Below are 16,433 nucleotides of genomic sequence, written 5' to 3'. Positions count from 1 at the left end.
AGTATATCTTCTAAAATTAAATTATCCTTGAAACCACGAATTTCGATTGCGCGACAATCTTTTTCAGCGGTTCAAGTAGATTTAATATTTAGAGGAGGATCTCTTAATGCGTATTTTTGTTACTGGAGCGACTGGATTCGTCGGCTCGGCCGTTGTAAATGAATTGTTAACAGCAGGGCATGAAGTTATTGGTTTGGCTCGCTCGGAAGAAGCGGCTAGTGTTCTCCTTAAAGCCGGGGTAACTGTACACCGTGGTTCTTTGGATCATCCCGAAAGTCTTAGAAGCGGTGCAGAAGCAGCGGATGGTGTCATTCATACGGCCTTCAACCACGACTTTTCTAACATGACAGGTGCTGGAGTTACAGACCTGCGTACAGTCCAGACTTTCGGTGAAGTGCTTGCCGGTTCTGGCCGCCCTTTGGTTGTTACTTCCGTAATTGGTCATCTTGCACCAGGTAGAATTAACACTGAGGAAGATGCTCCTGTTGCCAGCACTGCGGGTAAGCACCGTATTGCTTCTGAAGAAGAGGCTCTCTCACTGGCTACTAAAGGTGTGCGTGTATCCGTCCTCAGACTCCCACCTTCGGTACACGGCGCTGGTGACCGCGGCGGTTTTGTTCCGGCATTGATTAATGTCGCTCGGCGTACAGGTGAGTCAGCTTATGTGGGCGAAGGTGCAAACCGTTGGGCTGCTGTACACCGTCTGGATGCAGCACGACTTTACCGACTGGCAGTTGAATCTGCTCCTGCAGGCTCCAAGCTGCATGCAATCGCTGAGGAAGGTGTGTCCATTCGTGAGATTGCAGAAGTCATCGGTCGCAAACTCGATTTGCCTGTGATCAGCAAGTCAGCTGAAGATTCTTCTGGCCACTTTGGTTGGCTGACTCATTTCGCTTCGCAAAACATCCAGGCTTCGAGTAACTTGACCCAAGAACTGCTCGGGTGGAAGGCTGAACATGCAGATCTCCTGAGCGACCTGGAAAGAAATTATTTCAAAAATTGATCTAGAACGACAAGTTTTGTAGGATCGCCTTCCGGCATAAACTTGAATTGGCCCCTTCCGCTATTTCCGAGAAGGGGGCTTTTGATGTGAGCCCCGTAGGGGCGTCATCTTTTAAAAAAAAGAGGTGTTCTTATGGAACGAGCAATATCAGCTAATCATCCCTCCAGAAATTATACCGCCATGACCTTGATTCTGTGCTGGGCAGGCATGGTTATCATGTCTAGTCTGTACGTTACGATTCCGCTCACTCCCTTGTTCTCGGATGTCTTTGGAGTATCTTCGACTCAGGCTGCAACTGCCGGCAGTATCTTTTCGTTGGGCTTTGCGGTAGGGTGTCTTATCTATGGTCCATTATCTGAAAAATATGGTCGAAAGACGGTTATTTTTATCGGGTTAATTGCGTTAACCTGCATATCTTTACTTATTGGTCTGGTCCACGACTTTTCCTGGATCATCGGATTACGGGGATTACAGGGGGCGGCCGCCGCAACGTTCTCTCCTGTTGCCCTTGCCTATGCTGTTGAAATGTTCCCTGCGCATAGACGGGTGACGTTGATCGGGTTCATTACAACCGGATTTATGGTGGCCGGTATCGTTGGACAAGTGATGAGTGGAATCGTCAGCCAACATTTTGGATGGAATGCAATTTTCTTTTTGCTGGCAGCAGTTTATATCCTTACTGCTATTTTGGTCTTAAAATTTCTGCCGAAAGCGGATTTTCAGAACCCCAATTCCAGCATTCTGGAACCGATTCGGAACATAGGGAAATTATTTGCCCGTAAGAATCTCGTACTTGCTTATTTAGTGGCGCTTGTTCTTCTAATGTCGTTTGTAAGTATGTCGACGGTGCTCGGCACATACTTGAGCGGTTTGTCGTTTGGGTTAAGCAAACAAGAGATTTTATACGTCCGTTCCGCTGGTGTGTTAGGGATGCTGCTGTCACCTTTTGCGGGAATGCTTGCTGAGCGTTTTGGCACACTGAAGATATTGCGTGGAGGATTATTATTAGCCATACTTGGGCTTGGCTCTTTAGGTCTAATCTCAAACTTAACGTTGCTTGTGGTGATGAGCGTCATCTTTACCGCGGGCATTGCACTTGTAGGTCCAGCTCTTATTACGCTTGTGGGTCAGTTTGGTGGACCATTACGTGGTATTGCAGTATCTGTCTACACGTTTGTCCTGTTTGGGGGAACGAGCTTAGGGCCAATGATTGCGATTCAGTTCATGAGAACGGACAGCTTCTCGCTCACCTTTATTTTGTTGGCACTTGTGCTTGTCATCGGATTGTTGGCCGCTTGTCTGATTCGTAGTGAAGCTCCCAAAGAGGCCGCAAGCTGAGGTGCTTATCAATCTCGCAATTTTCATATACTCATTTTTTGTCATTAAAAAAGTATTGTAAATAATTTGAAATGGTGCTATTATCCTTTTCATATCATTCCAATAAGAATAATAAACATTCAACCGGACAGCCGGAGATGTCGCACACTTGCGATTTTCTCTGGCTGTTTTTATTTTCTCTGCCATTTATCTTTCCGCTATTGATCGTAACAGCGTTTATTAAGGGAGGTCCTATATTTGGTCACTAGAAGGCATGAGCAAGGGGAGGGAAAAGAGTTTCCGAGTAAGACCTACGTGGAAGCCGTGCTGGAACCCGCCTACAATCATGCGAAGCAAGAACTGCTCTTACCGATGATTGCAGTACATAAAGCACATCTCGTTATGCTATTTGAGCAAAGTCTACTATCCAAAAAGGATGCCACAAACATAGCAAAGGCATTGCTCAGCATTGATTTGGAACGATTTAGAGAAGGAAATTACACAGGACAGTTTGAGGACTTATTTTTCGAAGTGGAGGATAAGCTTCTGGAATTATCCCATGACTCTTCAAGTAATTTGCATCTGGCACGCAGTCGCAACGATATGGGGATTGCCATTTACCGAATTACATTACGGCAAAAGCTACTTCGAACACTGCACTCTGCGCTTGAACTAAATGCTAGCCTGCTTGATTTTGCCGGGAAGCATACGGAGACGATCTTTATCGCCCATACCCATACTCAGCAAGCACAGCCTACTACAATCGCCCATTATATCGCCGCGGTAAGTGATTCACTAGACCGGGATATTCGCAGGCTTCAGGCTGCTTATGCCAACTGTAATTTAAGTAGTCTGGGAGCGGCTGCTCTAACTACGTCAGGCTATGACATCAATCGAGAACGTGTGGCAGAACTGCTTGCGTTTGATGGACTCGTCGAGAACTCTTATGACGCGGTAAGTGGAGCAGATTATGTTGCTGAGATTGCTTCTGGTACGCAGCTGGCAGCGATTAATCTCGGGCGTTTCGTTCAAGAGCTATTGCTGTGGTGTACTCAGGAATTTGCTGTTATAAAGGTTGCTGCCCCTTATGTACAAATCAGTTCGATTATGCCGCAAAAAAGAAACCCCGTGTCGATCGAGCACATTCGCTCGTTATTATCCAGCATTGTTGGAACTTCGCAAACTGTGCTCACGATGATTCATAACACCCCTTTTGGCGATATCGTCGACACGGAGGATGATCTGCAGCCCTTTGCTTGGAAAAGCCTTGATACGCTTGAGGTTGTCTATAGACTGCTGTCAAAGGTGATTGATTCCTTGGAAATCAATAAAGATGTACTTAATAAGCGTGCAGTAGCGAGCTTTGCAACCGTAACGGAGCTTGCAGACACCCTAGTAAGAGAAGAAGAAATCCCTTTTCGCAATGCTCACAGGATTGTAAGTAGGCTCGTGTCACAGGCGGTTGAACAGGGGAAAGGAGTTGGGGAATTAGACCTGCAATCCCTGAATGAGATCGCTATTCATACGATTGGCGTTCCTCTTAAGCTCAGTGCGGAGAAATTTAAGCTAGCTTTAGATCCTGAGCATTTTGTCAACATTCGCAAGCTTAGAGGAGGACCAAGTCCGAGTGAAATCAAACGAGCATTGGAAGCTCAACAAGGTAGACTACACAGCTTGGAGCAGTGGCTCGGTGAACGAGAAACACATTTAGCGACCACTTCAGCGCAGCTCGATGAGATTCTATCCGATTGGCAGAACGACTAAACAGAAATGGAGTGATCAAGATGTTTCGCAAATCATTCAAAGTGTTTGATATTCACGGGCATCTACCCTATCAGCTTCAATTAGGCGGCAAAAATAGTCATGCGCTTATTTCAAGCTACGGCGCCGAGCGAAGCGAACGTATGCGTCTGACCTGGGATTTTCCCGAAACAGCACCTGCACATGATGCGAATGATACGATCCCGCTAATTGATCGATGGGTTCAGGAGCTTGATAAATACGGAATCGGTGGACTGAACTTTCTAACAGCCTTAAGTAATGACAATATGGCCGATCAAATTACCAGACACCCAGACCGCTTTACTGGCTTTGCTTATCATTCGATTGAGGAAGAGGGTGCAGAGGCTGAGCTGCGCAGAGCGGTCAATGAGCTTGGCTTGAAGGGCTACAAACTGTTTGGACCCTTAATCTCACGCCCCTTTGACGATCCTTCTTTCACACCCATCTGGAACTTTCTATCCGAAAAGAAACTACCTGTACTGATACACTTCGGCCTGCTTGGGCATGCGGGAGGCATCGCTCATCATCCCAATATTAGTCCGCTCGCTATTTTTAATACGGCTCGTGATTATCCCGACATTCCGTTCATCATTCCTCACTTTGGCGCTGGATATTTTCAGGAATTGCTGCACCTATGCTGGAGCTGCCCGAACGTATATGTGGATACGTCAGGCTCTAACCAATGGATGCGCTGGATGCCATACGAGCTAACGTTGGAGTCTGTACTTCGCAAAACCTATGAGCTAATCGGACCAGACCGGATTATTTTCGGTACAGATGCTAGCGGTTTTCCAAGAGGATTTCCTTACCGCTACTTACAGGATCAAGTTCGTGCTGCACGTGATCTTCGGATACCCGAAGACGATATTGAAAAGATATTCGGCAATAATGCGCGGCGTCTGCTGAACCTCGAACTTCTGCCCTATGATGAATTCACTTCAAACACAAGCTTCTCCAAGCAAGGTTAGTATAGACATTTTATAAAAATAGGAGTGGATATCATGCAAAATCAAAAAGGGATAAAATCAATCACAACCTTGCTCGCCATCATCTTGGTGCTTGCTGGATGCAGCAGTAACAGTAGCAGTAGTAGCGATGATAAAAAAGAAAGCGCAAAGCCGTCCAATGCAGCGGCCGAACCTACAGCTTCGGAAAAGAAAGAGCCGGAAAAAGAAGTATCCATTGAATATTGGCAATATGAATTTCCAGCTAAGGTTGAGCTGATTGATGAACTCATTACAGAATTCCAGACCCTTCATCCTAACATTAAGGTCAAGCAAACCAACTTCCCCTATGACCAATACAATCAAAAGGTAGCCACGCTCGTACCCGCAGGAAAAGGCCCGGATATTATTAATCTCTATTATGGCTGGTTACCGAAATATGTCGCTGCGGGCTACTTGCAGCCACTGCCTGAAGACAGTTTCCCTACTGCGGAAATTGAAAAAGATTACTACCCGCTCGTAGAAGCTGCCAAAATTGACGGCTCCTATTATGCCATCCCTACCGCAGTGCGTACACTCGCTTTATTTTATAACAAAGACCTGCTAGCCAAGGCACAAATCAAGGAGCTTCCAACGACTTGGGAGCAGCTTGTAGCAGATTCTATCAAACTAACCGAAAAGGATGCTAAAGGTCAGTTTGTTGTAGAAGGCTTGGCATGGGAACCTGGAGCACAGCTGCATCACTGGTATCGTGATGGTCTTCTGCCGCAAGCGGGCGGTCAGGATTTAAGCGAAGATCGCCGCAAAATTTTATGGGGGGATACGCCAGCTGGCTTGGAAGCTTTCCAATATTTGCTCGATTTCGCCATCAAGCATAAGGTCGGCATTAATGGCTTCTATGAAAATGATAGCAACGCTTTTATGAATGGCTACGCAGCACTCAATATTGACGGTTCTTTCCGTCTAGGCTCCATTAAGAAGGATTTTGCAAATTTGAATTTTGGAGTTGCACCACTTCCATCTTATAAAGCCCAGTCAACACCATCCTCCTTCTGGGCCAACGCAATCCCGAAAAACGTAGAAGGCGATAAGCTAAAAGCTGCTACGGAGTTTCTGAAATTTTTGACAAGCAAAGAAGTTCAAGAGAAATGGGTGGACCGGATCGGGGAACTGCCTGCACAGAAAGCAGTAGCAAGTCAGGATAAATATGTGAAGGATGAGAAGCTCGGACCGTTCATCACGCAGCTTGATCATAGCCGTGCGCATTTCTTCATTGACGAGACGCAAGAAAAAACACTGTTTGTCGATGCGACTAATGAAGTGTTGGTAAACCATGTTCCTGTCGAGAAGGCCTTTAACGATCTGGTGGCCAAAGTGCAAAAGCTCTACGATGACTACTGGGCTGAAGTCGACAAGAAAAAATAATAGCAGGATCAGCGGCGCTTAGCTCATAGCTAGCGCCCTATCCTTCTTTAAAGGGAGGAAATATTAGAGATGCTCACACATGTCATCAGACTCACTGCCCGAAAAAGCAGGGAGCTGTTCCGTGTAAGACTGTCCTATCAGACGCAGCGATACTTGTTTATTTATATCGTGCTGGGTATACCGTTATTGTATTTCCTCAGCACACGCATGGTCCCGATCTTCTATGCCTTTAATGTAAGTGTAAGGGAATGGAATTTGTTGTCCTCGGAGAAGCCCTTCGTCGGTTTTGACAATTTCAGCACTATATTCAGCGATGAAATTTTTAGCAAATCTATTTTAAATACATTCAAATTTGTTCTTATAGGCGTTCCAGGCCAGCTCATTGCTGGTCTAGCTGTTGCTTTGCTTCTGCAAAGCATTTATCGTTTTCGTGGTTTTTTTCGAACGATCTATTTTATCCCTTACGTGACAAGCATTGTCGCCGTTAGCTGGGTATTCCGTTGGATTCTCATGCGCAATGGCTGGCTGAATGAAGTGCTGCTACAGTTAGGAATAGAGCCGCAATTATTTTTGCAATCCCCACGCCAAGCGCTAATTCTGGTGACATTAACGATGATCTGGCAAAGCATTGGCTTCCAGATGCTAGTGTTTATGACTGGGCTAGAGGCGATACCTCGAATGTATTATGAAGCTGCGTCTATAGATGGGGCAAGCGGATGGCGAAAATTTGTTCATATTACGCTGCCTTTACTGAATCCTGTGATCGTATTTTCAGCAGTGATTGGCGTCATCTCTTATCTGCAATCCTTCGGCCAAGTGCTGAGTATGACCAACGGGGGACCTCTAAACAGTACAACAACGATGGTACTTTACATTTACAATTTAGCGTTCCAGCAGTTCAAGATGGGCAGAGCAGCGGCTGCCACAGTAGTGCTATTTGCGATTATATTAGTGCTCACTCTACTGCAATTAAAAGTCTTGAATAAAAAAGTAGAATATTAATAGGAGGACGCTCCAATGAGCTCAGCAAGGGAAGTCCAAGGTAGCAAGAGATTACCCGTTAAGAAGCTTCATACGGCACTCATTTACTTATTGCTCATTATCGGTGTTGGAATTATGCTGTTTCCTTTTCTATGGATGGTCGCCACCTCCTTTAAAATTCCGCAGGATGTTTATAACTTGAACCTGATTCCAGAGACCATAACATTTGATAACTATGCTACGATTTTTAAAAAGGCTCCGTTTGGCGACTGGATCAAAAATACACTTATTATTTCTTTAATTGGAACCGCCACGGTTGTTATTTTTGATACGGCAGCAGGCTACGTACTCGCCAAATTTTCTTTTATCGGCAAGCAGGTTATTTTTCTTATCATCATTAGCACAATCATGGTGCCGACAGAAATGCTTATTATTCCGTGGTACTTGATTGCCAACGAATTTGGCTGGTCAGATACCAATTGGGGTGTATTGTTCCCTAGTATTATTACAGCCTTTGGGATCTTTCTGATGAGGCAATTTATGGACTCCATCCCCTCTGAACTGCTTGATGCCGCCCGCATCGACGGTCTTAATGAGTGGCGTATTCTGCTTAATATAGCGATTCCACTCGTAAAGCCTGCTATTGTTACCCTAATCATTCTCACGTTTATCGGGAATTGGAACCAGTTCATTTGGCCGCTGATCGTGTTACAAACCGAAGAGAAATTCACATTGCCTGTCGGGATTGTTTATTTCTCCAGCGAGCTGAAGGATACGAGTAACTGGATTCTGATTATGGCCGGAACCACGATTTCGATTGCGCCACTGATCTTGTTATTCCTTATTTTCCAAAAGCAAATTATCCGTGGAATCGCACTAAGTGGTATGAAATAAGAAGAGTAAAGGTGATAACGATGAGCGAACAAAGCCGTAGAATGATATTAAACCTGGCTCTCCAAAATTCAGGCTCCCACAAAGGCGCATGGCGCCATGAGAGCACGCAGTTAAAGGATATTCACGATATTAAGCAGTATCTTCGCATTGCCCAAAAAGCTGAAGCAGCTGTCATCGACTCACTTTTTATTGCAGATGGTCTATCCATTGAAGCTACAGCGGTGGAGTATAGCCCCATCTTTGGTTTCGAGCCGCTAACCCTGCTGGCGTCAATTGCGACTGTAACGGAACGGATTGGTTTAATCGCTACGGTATCCACTACGTTCAACGAGCCCTATAATTTAGCTAGATTATTGTCATCGCTTGACCATATCAGTGGGGGGCGAGCGGGCTGGAACATTGTAACGACGGGGGTTGAGCGAACAGCGTTCAATTTTGGACTATCAGAATTACCCCCTCATGCGGAACGCTATGAGCGTGCTCGTGAATTTACAGAGGTGGCCTTAAAGTTATGGAATAGCTGGGAAGCTGACGCGCTTGTGCAGAATAAAGAATCAGGGGTGTATGCGCAGGTGGATAAGGTACACGAAATCCATCATGAGGGGAAGTACTATTCTGTACGTGGAGCCTTAAACCTTATGCGCTCACCTCAAGGCAGACCCCTTCTGATCCAAGCTGGCGCCTCCGAAGACGGTAGAAATCTTGCCGCCGGGTTTGCAGAATTACTGTTCACGATTCAGCAGTCCATTGAGGATGCACGTATCTTCTACAAAGACATTAAAGATAGAACCGTAGCAGCTGGACGTTCCCCCGAGCAGATTAAGATCCTGCCAGCCCTTCATGTTATCGTCTCAGAAAATGAAGAAGATGCACTTAAAATCGCTACGGAGCTTCAGCAGCTCGCACCTATTAAAAGAGCAGTGATGTCATTATCCAACCTGCTTGGTATTGATTTCTCAGGATATCCACTGGATGAGCCATTTCCCCAGCTACCGGATAGAAGTGGAGGAAATGCATATCAATCCTTTTATCAAATGGTGCAAAAAGTAGTGAAGAATCAGACGGTAACCCTTCGGGAGCTCCTTGAGAAGCATTGGGTTGGGCATGGTCAGCTGAACATAGCAGGGACGCCCAAGCAAATAGCTGATACTATGGAGGAATGGTTTATAAGTGGGGCTGCTGATGGTTTTACGGTTATGCCTGAACTGGCGAGCGGGGGAGCAGAAGCATTCCTTGATCTGGTGGTACCGGAATTACAACGCCGTGGCTTGTTTCCAACAAGCTATACAGGGCACATGCTAAGGGAGAATTTAGGCTTCGAGCCACTTTAATTGTAGAGGGGAGTTTATTATTTTGACGGATCAACATTCATCATATCCTAATGGTCATCTGCTTGTAGATAGCGAATGGCTGGAAGAGCATAGGGGCGGGCAAGATTTGATCCTGCTTGATGCTAGGTCCAATAACTACGAAATTTCGCATATTCCGGGTGCTTACTGGCTGAATGTCAAAGCATTAAAAGAACCTGTTCAAAAATCGATTGCTCCTAAAGAGCAGATACAACAATGGTTAGAAGGCTTCGGCATCACCAATGAGTCAACGATTGTTATTTATGACGAAGGTAATACTGTGCTTGCCACTCGCGCCTTTTATGTTCTTGAGTATTATGGGCTACGAGATCAATTGAAGCTCCTTAATGGCGGCTTTGCGGCATGGACTGCAGCAGGCTATGAGGTCTCTAGCGATCAGCCGTCTCCCCGCATAGAGGGTTCAATAACTCTAACCGCTAATCCACTGCTCATTACTTCCAAAGAGGAACTTCAGGCAGGCCTACAAAATGTTATTCTGCTAGATACACGTAACATCTTGGAGTATACCGGTGAAGATCAACGTAATAATCAAAGAGGGGGGCGTATTCCTGATGCGATTCATAAAGAATGGCGTGACGCACTCCAGGAAGCAGACGAGAAGGGGGTTACCCTTTTTAAGGACAGTTCCACCTTGGAAAAGGAGTATACCGAAGCGGGTATTCAGCCGACCCAAACCATTATTCCTTACTGCCAAACCAACCAACGCGGGGCACACACTTATTTTGTGTTACGTTTACTTGGATACCCCGATATCCGTCCGTATGAAGGATCTTGGGAAGAGTGGGGAAATGATGAATATACGGAGATTGAGTTAGTTAGTAAAAGCTAAAAATGAACTCTAGTATATCCTCAATATTGATAATTTCTTGTAATTTAACCCATTAGAGTTCGTCTCTCAGCTCGTCAGAAATATTGAAGACTCCAATATCCCCAACACCTATACTCTTATTCCCTTATTGTTTTACTGGGGAATATAGAGTATTTTTTATTAGAGCATTGTTTCCGGGGGACGGACGATAGAAGTGGTTAGACAGTGCAAGGGGAGAATTCAGAATGAAAATAAGAATCAGACATAAGCTGGTGTTGTTTGTATTGATCGGTGTTCTACTAACGAGTGGCATCAGCCTTTTGTACGTACAAAATATGCATAAGTTATATGAACAGCTTGTTTATGAACAAACAAGTGAGAAGCTATATTTGTATGCAGAGCGAATTGAGGACAAGCTAGCCGCCATTGATCGGATGACACAATCGATCGCCAGTGACGCTGACATTCAGCAGGGGCTAGAGAAGATCAAGCAGAGTAAGAATAGTCGCGAAACCTATTATGCGGTTCATGCTATGGAAGAGAAGTTATTGTCGTATCGTTTCTTTAATTATCCGATCCGCTCTGTGGCGATTATTGATTATTGGGGCAACGGTTACTGGCTAGGCACAACCAAGGATGAGACGGCGCCAGCCTATAGTAAGCAATTTATTGCAATGGCCGCTCAGAAGGAAGGGGGAAGTCTGTGGAAGGGTGGGGAAAGAGATTCCAAGATTTTTACTTCCTTAAGGGAAATAAGGGGAGTGAAGAGCATGGATTTTCCATCGTTAGGGACGTTAATTGTTCGGGTGAATGGTAATGATTTGATTGAATCCATAGGCTCTAATCCGTCATCTTCCAATAATAAATTGCTCATCTATGAAGATCATACTCCAATCTACTGGAATGATGAGCAGTGGAAAGATAAGCCGATGCCAAGCTCTTTAATACAGAATGAACGATCAGGTGAACGCTATGAGATGGTCACGTTAAATCATCATAAATATTTAAGCACCTTATCTACAATGAGCTTTACAGGTTGGACATTAGTGAATCTGGTACCTTATGAATCGTTATTTCAGAAAGCCATTCTGATGAAGAAAATCCTACTGCTTTTATATTCGCTTATTCTTATCTCGCTTGTGTGGATCGGCTTAATTTTTGCAAGAAGCATTACACGTCCTTTGGAGACGCTGGCTGTTCGGATGAGTAAGGTAGAGCAAGGCGATTTTGCCACTTATCGAGAAGAGCCTGTGAGGAATAGGGATGAAATCGGATGGTTAACGAATAGCTTTGACAAAATGACAGCTTCATTAGACCGCTTAATTAAGGATAATTACATCAAACAAATCCATCTCAAGGAGTCTCAGTATGAAGCACTGAAGGCGAAGCTGAATCCTCATTTTCTGTACAACACGTTAGATTCTATTAACTGGCTGGCACGCAGACAGGGACAAGAGCGCGTCTCTAGTATGGTTAAAGCTTTGGGTGATATGTTGCGAAGCACAACAAGCCGGAAGGAAATGGTCATGTTACAGGAAGAAATCCAGCATGTACATAACTATTTACTCATTCAGAAATATCGTTTTGAAGAACGGCTGCAATGTGAAATCAATATCCCAGATGAATTAAACCAATGTTATATTCCTGCAATCATCCTCCAGCCTATCGTTGAAAATGCTATAAAGTACGGTATTGATGAATTGACAGGGGAATGTCACATTACGATTAGTGGAGAACGTTTTGGCGAGCAATTAGAGATTTGGATTGCAGATCAAGGTCCAGGGATGGATACGCATTATTTAGAGCAAGACTCAGGAGAGGGAATTGGACTAAGAAGCATTCATGAACGTTTGCGATTACTGTATGGAGAGCCATATGGGATTGGAATTTTGGAAGGCATGGATCAAGGAACTATTATTCGGATACGAATTCCTGTTTTATTGAAAGAGGGAGTTAATTATGTCTAGCTATCGGGTATTAATCGTCGATGATGAACGAATGGCAAGAGAAGGAATTGCAGAAGCCATAGACTGGAGTACCCTTGGTATGGAGCTGGTAGGGACGGCTATCAATGGACAGCAGGCATTAGTGAGGATTCAAGCGCTCCAGCCGGATGTAGTCATTACGGATATTAAAATGCCTATTATTGACGGACTTCAATTAATTGAGCAGGGCTCAAAGATTTCTTCCCAGATTGTGTTTATTGTATTATCAGGATTTGGAGAGTTTGAGCTGGCTACTCAGGCGATGCGTTTTGGGGTGCGACGATATTTACTGAAGCCAAGTGATGAGCATGAGATTACTGAGGCTTTGCAGTGGTCTAAGGGCGAGGTAGATGTTATTCGTAGTAATGCTGCGGGCAACTTTGCTTCAAGCGTGCCCCAAAATCAAGGAATCCTTTCTTCCTCTATACCTAGTGATTTGCTCCAAGCAATTGTTGATGCTGATGAAGCCCAATTAATGAACATATCGAGATCATGGATCGAGCAATTATTAAGTGAGGGGTTATCATTACCTGTCATTCAAGACAACAATAATCATGTTCTGTCCTACATCCGCAATCAGTTGAAATCAGAATATGGCATTAGTACAGCAGCTACGGTTGTCGAGAGTCAAGATATACAAGCGTTCCAGAAGGAGTTAGGCAAGCTGTATACAAGCTATCATTATCGTAAAATTGATAAGAAGGCGATGCTGGTTATAAAAATAAAGCAATTAACGATCCAGCATATTCAGAATAGGCAGCTTTCTTTGCAATGGCTAGCCCAGCATTATTTATTTCTTAACTCCGAGTATTTGGGTAAGCTATTTCGACAAGATACAGGAGAGAAATATACTCAGTTCTTGACCTCTGTCCGCATGAAGAAGGCGAAGGAACAGTTGCTTTTACATCCTACATTGAAAATTTACGAAGTAGCTGAACAATGTGGATTTGAGCAAGATCCGCAGTATTTTTCCAATGTATTTAAGAAATTTTATGGATTTACACCCAATGAATATCGTAAACAGCATTTGGAGGACGACTATATAAGATGAACAAAAGAAAGTAACAAAAAACGAGAAGGAACGAAGGGAAATGGTTGGAACTGTAGGAGCGAAAGCGATCGCCTAAAAGCTTTCCGCAGGAAAGCTCGCATCGGAAGCGGAAGCAAAGGCTGTGCCCAGATTTCAACTGCTAGAAGCGGTTTAATCGAAGAAATCTGGGGACAACAGCGACCGGAAGTCCAAATATTCACCGTAGTGACGACCGAAATTTAAGTGGAGAGCTTAAGCTAAAGTTCGTCTTATATAGTACGGTTTTTTACAATAAAAAACTCGGATTTTTTATATTCAATTTTTAAGGAAATAACATTACTATTAAACGAAGTAAACCACTATGGATTATGAGAAAGGCAGTTGTTAATGATGACATACTCTGATTCTTCAGATCGTTTTATACGAAATGAGCGGGAAGCGAAAATTGCAGCAAGAGCAGATCAGCTAGCAAAGATTTTTGCAGAGCGAGCTCCTAAGCATGATCTTGAAGGAACATTTCCCTTTGAGAATTTTAATGAATTAAGAGATAGCGGATACCTTGCTCTTACCGTACCAAAGCAATATGGAGGAGAGGAAGCATCGATTTACGAACTGGTTCTTTCTCAAGAGCGACTGGCAAGAGGAGACGGCTCCACTGCACTAGCAATCGGATGGCATATTGGTTTATTGAAGCAGCTTCATCTATCAGGTGCAATTCCAGAAGAGCTTTTTAGTGAGCTATGTCTTGAGGTTGTAAATGATGGGCTTGTATTGAATGAATTGGTAAGTGAGCGAGCAATGGGCAGTCCGACTCGGGGTGGAAAGCCTGAGACGAAAGCAGTTAAAGTTGAGGGTGGCTGGCGGATTACGGGTCAGAAATCGTATTGTACGTTAAGTCCGATTCTTAACAAGTTTATTATTGCAGCTACGATGTCAGATACCGATACTGTAGGATCATTTCTCGTAGAAGCTGGCGATGGCGTCAAAGTGCTGGAGACATGGAATACGATGGGCATGCGTTCTACAGGCAGTCATGATATTGCCATGAAAGAGGTATTTGTTCCGGACCGATATCTCATTCGTGGTAAAACAAGTGATCGACCGCGCAAGCCTGTACCAACAGATGGTAACATGCTACATATTCCTGCTTGTTATCTCGGAATTGCACATGGTGCCAGGGATTTCGCCCTTTCATTTGCAGCGAACCACCAGCCTAATTCATTACAGGTTCCAATCGCTGAATTGCCCAATATTAAGCGTCTAATTGGAGAGATTGAACTTGATTTAATTACAGCAAGAACCTTCCTTTATGATACTGCAGATCGTTGGGATAAGGAAATCAACAATCGTGAAAATTTGAAGATTGAGCTAGGTGTGGCCAAACATCTTGCTACCAATGCGGCACTACGTGTGGTTGATCATGCGATGAGAATTGTAGGCGGGTTGAGCCTTTCTAAGAATTTCCCGCTTGAGCGAATGTATCGCGATGTTCGTGCCGGACTTCATAATCCGCCAATGGACGATGTTGTCATTACGAATTTAGCCAATCGTGCATTAGGAAAGTAAGCTCCATGTAGTACATAAAAAGAAGTAGATAGGGGAGAAAGAGATGAGAAGAAGTGTAAAGCTATCGGTTACAGCTATGTTATTAATGTCCATAATTCTAACGGCTTGCGGGAAAGAAAACGTAGCAGAGAACGGAAATTCAAGCAAGAGTGATGTTGTTAAAATCGAGTTTTTCCAGCAGCAGGGTGAGGAAGCCATTCAAAATGCCTATCACGAAATTATATCTGATTTTACAAAGGAAAATCCGAATATCGTAATTAATATGAATACTGTGCCTGACCCAGTTAAAGTACTAACGTCTCGTTTTGCAACAAATGATATTCCACCCCTATTCACTGATTTCCCAACACAGCTTCAATTTAAGGAAAAAGTGAAAAATGGCTACATCGAAAACTTAAGCGATCAACCTTTTATCAAAGATGTTAACGAAAAATATTTGGATATGACTGCAGCAGATGACGGTGGGTACTACTCTTTGCCGTATGCTCGAAATTATATGGCAGTGTACTATAATATCGATCTATTCGAACAAAATAACGCGAAAATTCCAACCACTTATGCTGAATTTATCGAAGCGTGCAAATTGTTCCAAAGTAAAGGCATTACACCACTCTATCTTCCATTGAAGGATGTAGGCCATATCTTCCAAGCGACGAACATTGCTTTTGCCCCTGGTGGTGTGGAGGAAATGGTTAAGGTGGCTAAGGGCGAAGGTCAAGTGGAAGGTAATCCGGTATTCTTGGAATTTGCTAAGAAGCTCAAAGAACTAACGCAATATGCTAATAAAGATGCATTTGGTGTGAGCGCTCAAATGATGCAAGAAGCCTTTGCGAATGGTCAAGCCGCTATGATTATTTCTGGTTCTTACGGTCGTGGGAATATTAAGCTTGCTAACCCTAATTTGAAATTCGGTGCGTTCCCGCTTCCCAATGATACTGCAGATACAACGACTGCTTTATCAGGTGTCAATGCTTCCCTATCTATCTCGGCAAAAGCAAAGCCGGAGGAGAAAGAAGCTGCACTTACCTTCTTAAAATATATTGCTCGGCCTGAGGTGGCTCAGAAATGGTCTGATCTATCTGGCGAGCCTTCCATTATTAATGGCACAACCTATGGCGATCAATATTTGCAGCCTATCCTTGATTTTATCGACAAGGGTAGAGTTCATGACTGGATGTCATCAACGCTTCAAAGTGCGATCGTAACGGAGTTATATAGTACAACTCAAGGCTATCTCATTAATAACGAGACGCCTGAGCAATACCTGAAGAACATTGATGAAACAATCAAGCTTAACGCTGTTAAGTAAAAACAATAGCTTTGAACGG

The 16,433-nt window shown here is 44.0% G+C and carries 13 protein-coding genes; all 13 read left to right on the top strand.

Annotated elements, in window-relative coordinates:
• The first annotated feature begins 106 nt into the window (after positions 1-106).
• Positions 107-1,003 (top strand): SDR family oxidoreductase, encoded by an 897-nt coding sequence (locus ACFVRY_RS18610; RefSeq protein ID WP_387501758.1) that lies wholly within the window; start codon positions 107-109, stop codon positions 1,001-1,003.
• Between the two features lie 132 nt (positions 1,004-1,135).
• A complete protein-coding gene (locus ACFVRY_RS18605) occupies positions 1,136-2,341 on the top strand; it encodes an MFS transporter (RefSeq protein ID WP_387501756.1) in 1,206 nt (401 codons plus the stop codon).
• Positions 2,342-2,578: 237 nt separating this feature from the next.
• Positions 2,579-4,084 (top strand): argininosuccinate lyase, encoded by a 1,506-nt coding sequence (argH, locus tag ACFVRY_RS18600; RefSeq protein ID WP_387501755.1) that lies wholly within the window; start codon positions 2,579-2,581, stop codon positions 4,082-4,084.
• A 20-nt stretch (positions 4,085-4,104) separates the two neighbouring features.
• Entirely contained in the window at positions 4,105-5,070 is a 966-nt protein-coding gene (locus tag ACFVRY_RS18595) for an amidohydrolase family protein (RefSeq protein ID WP_387501753.1), read from the top strand.
• Between the two features lie 33 nt (positions 5,071-5,103).
• Positions 5,104-6,471 carry an extracellular solute-binding protein gene (locus tag ACFVRY_RS18590; protein WP_387501752.1) on the top strand — a complete coding sequence of 456 codons (1,368 nt, stop codon included), beginning with the start codon at positions 5,104-5,106 and terminating at the stop codon, positions 6,469-6,471.
• A gap of 69 nt (positions 6,472-6,540) precedes the next feature.
• Positions 6,541-7,473, top strand: a complete 933-nt coding sequence (locus ACFVRY_RS18585) for a carbohydrate ABC transporter permease (protein WP_387501751.1) — start codon at positions 6,541-6,543, stop codon at positions 7,471-7,473.
• A gap of 15 nt (positions 7,474-7,488) precedes the next feature.
• On the top strand, positions 7,489-8,346 hold the full coding sequence (locus ACFVRY_RS18580) for a carbohydrate ABC transporter permease (RefSeq protein ID WP_387501749.1): 858 nt from the start codon (positions 7,489-7,491) through the stop codon (positions 8,344-8,346).
• Positions 8,347-8,366: 20 nt separating this feature from the next.
• Positions 8,367-9,677, top strand: coding sequence for an LLM class flavin-dependent oxidoreductase (locus ACFVRY_RS18575; protein ID WP_387501748.1), 1,311 nt, complete (start codon positions 8,367-8,369; stop codon positions 9,675-9,677).
• 22 nt (positions 9,678-9,699) lie between these two features.
• Positions 9,700-10,545: a sulfurtransferase gene (locus ACFVRY_RS18570; RefSeq protein WP_387501746.1), complete on the top strand. Its 846-nt coding sequence runs from the start codon at positions 9,700-9,702 to the stop codon at positions 10,543-10,545.
• 224 nt (positions 10,546-10,769) lie between these two features.
• The gene (locus ACFVRY_RS18565; RefSeq protein ID WP_387501745.1) at positions 10,770-12,491 is read left to right on the top strand and encodes a cache domain-containing sensor histidine kinase; all 1,722 of its coding nucleotides are present in this window, start codon (positions 10,770-10,772) and stop codon (positions 12,489-12,491) included.
• Positions 12,484-13,560 carry a response regulator transcription factor gene (locus tag ACFVRY_RS18560; RefSeq protein ID WP_387501744.1) on the top strand — a complete coding sequence of 359 codons (1,077 nt, stop codon included), beginning with the start codon at positions 12,484-12,486 and terminating at the stop codon, positions 13,558-13,560. Before ACFVRY_RS18565 ends, ACFVRY_RS18560 begins: the two co-directional genes overlap by 8 nt.
• A gap of 369 nt (positions 13,561-13,929) precedes the next feature.
• Positions 13,930-15,105, top strand: coding sequence for an acyl-CoA dehydrogenase family protein (locus tag ACFVRY_RS18555; RefSeq protein WP_387501800.1), 1,176 nt, complete (start codon positions 13,930-13,932; stop codon positions 15,103-15,105).
• A gap of 43 nt (positions 15,106-15,148) precedes the next feature.
• Entirely contained in the window at positions 15,149-16,414 is a 1,266-nt protein-coding gene (locus tag ACFVRY_RS18550) for an ABC transporter substrate-binding protein (protein WP_387501742.1), read from the top strand.
• The last annotated feature ends 19 nt before the right edge of the window (positions 16,415-16,433 follow it).

It is taken from the genome of Paenibacillus sp. NPDC057934 (genome assembly GCF_042887565.1).
Classification (GTDB): Bacteria; Bacillota; Bacilli; order Paenibacillales; family Paenibacillaceae; genus Paenibacillus_AQ.
The sequence above is the reverse complement of the archived record's forward strand: the minus strand, read 5'-3'. Positions and strand labels throughout refer to the sequence as shown.

What these genes read in the sequence shown, in the direction of transcription:
- ACFVRY_RS18610 (WP_387501758.1), top strand. Translation starts at nt 107, where the DNA reads ATGCGTATTTTTGTTACTGGAGCGACTGGATTCGTCGGCTCGGCCGTT.
- ACFVRY_RS18605 (WP_387501756.1), top strand. Translation starts at nt 1,136, where the DNA reads ATGGAACGAGCAATATCAGCTAATCATCCCTCCAGAAATTATACCGCC.
- ACFVRY_RS18595 (WP_387501753.1), top strand. Translation starts at nt 4,105, where the DNA reads ATGTTTCGCAAATCATTCAAAGTGTTTGATATTCACGGGCATCTACCC.
- ACFVRY_RS18590 (WP_387501752.1), top strand. Translation starts at nt 5,104, where the DNA reads ATGCAAAATCAAAAAGGGATAAAATCAATCACAACCTTGCTCGCCATC.
- ACFVRY_RS18585 (WP_387501751.1), top strand. Translation starts at nt 6,541, where the DNA reads ATGCTCACACATGTCATCAGACTCACTGCCCGAAAAAGCAGGGAGCTG.
- ACFVRY_RS18580 (WP_387501749.1), top strand. Translation starts at nt 7,489, where the DNA reads ATGAGCTCAGCAAGGGAAGTCCAAGGTAGCAAGAGATTACCCGTTAAG.
- ACFVRY_RS18575 (WP_387501748.1), top strand. Translation starts at nt 8,367, where the DNA reads ATGAGCGAACAAAGCCGTAGAATGATATTAAACCTGGCTCTCCAAAAT.
- ACFVRY_RS18565 (WP_387501745.1), top strand. Translation starts at nt 10,770, where the DNA reads ATGAAAATAAGAATCAGACATAAGCTGGTGTTGTTTGTATTGATCGGT.
- ACFVRY_RS18560 (WP_387501744.1), top strand. Translation starts at nt 12,484, where the DNA reads ATGTCTAGCTATCGGGTATTAATCGTCGATGATGAACGAATGGCAAGA.
- ACFVRY_RS18555 (WP_387501800.1), top strand. Translation starts at nt 13,930, where the DNA reads ATGACATACTCTGATTCTTCAGATCGTTTTATACGAAATGAGCGGGAA.
- ACFVRY_RS18550 (WP_387501742.1), top strand. Translation starts at nt 15,149, where the DNA reads ATGAGAAGAAGTGTAAAGCTATCGGTTACAGCTATGTTATTAATGTCC.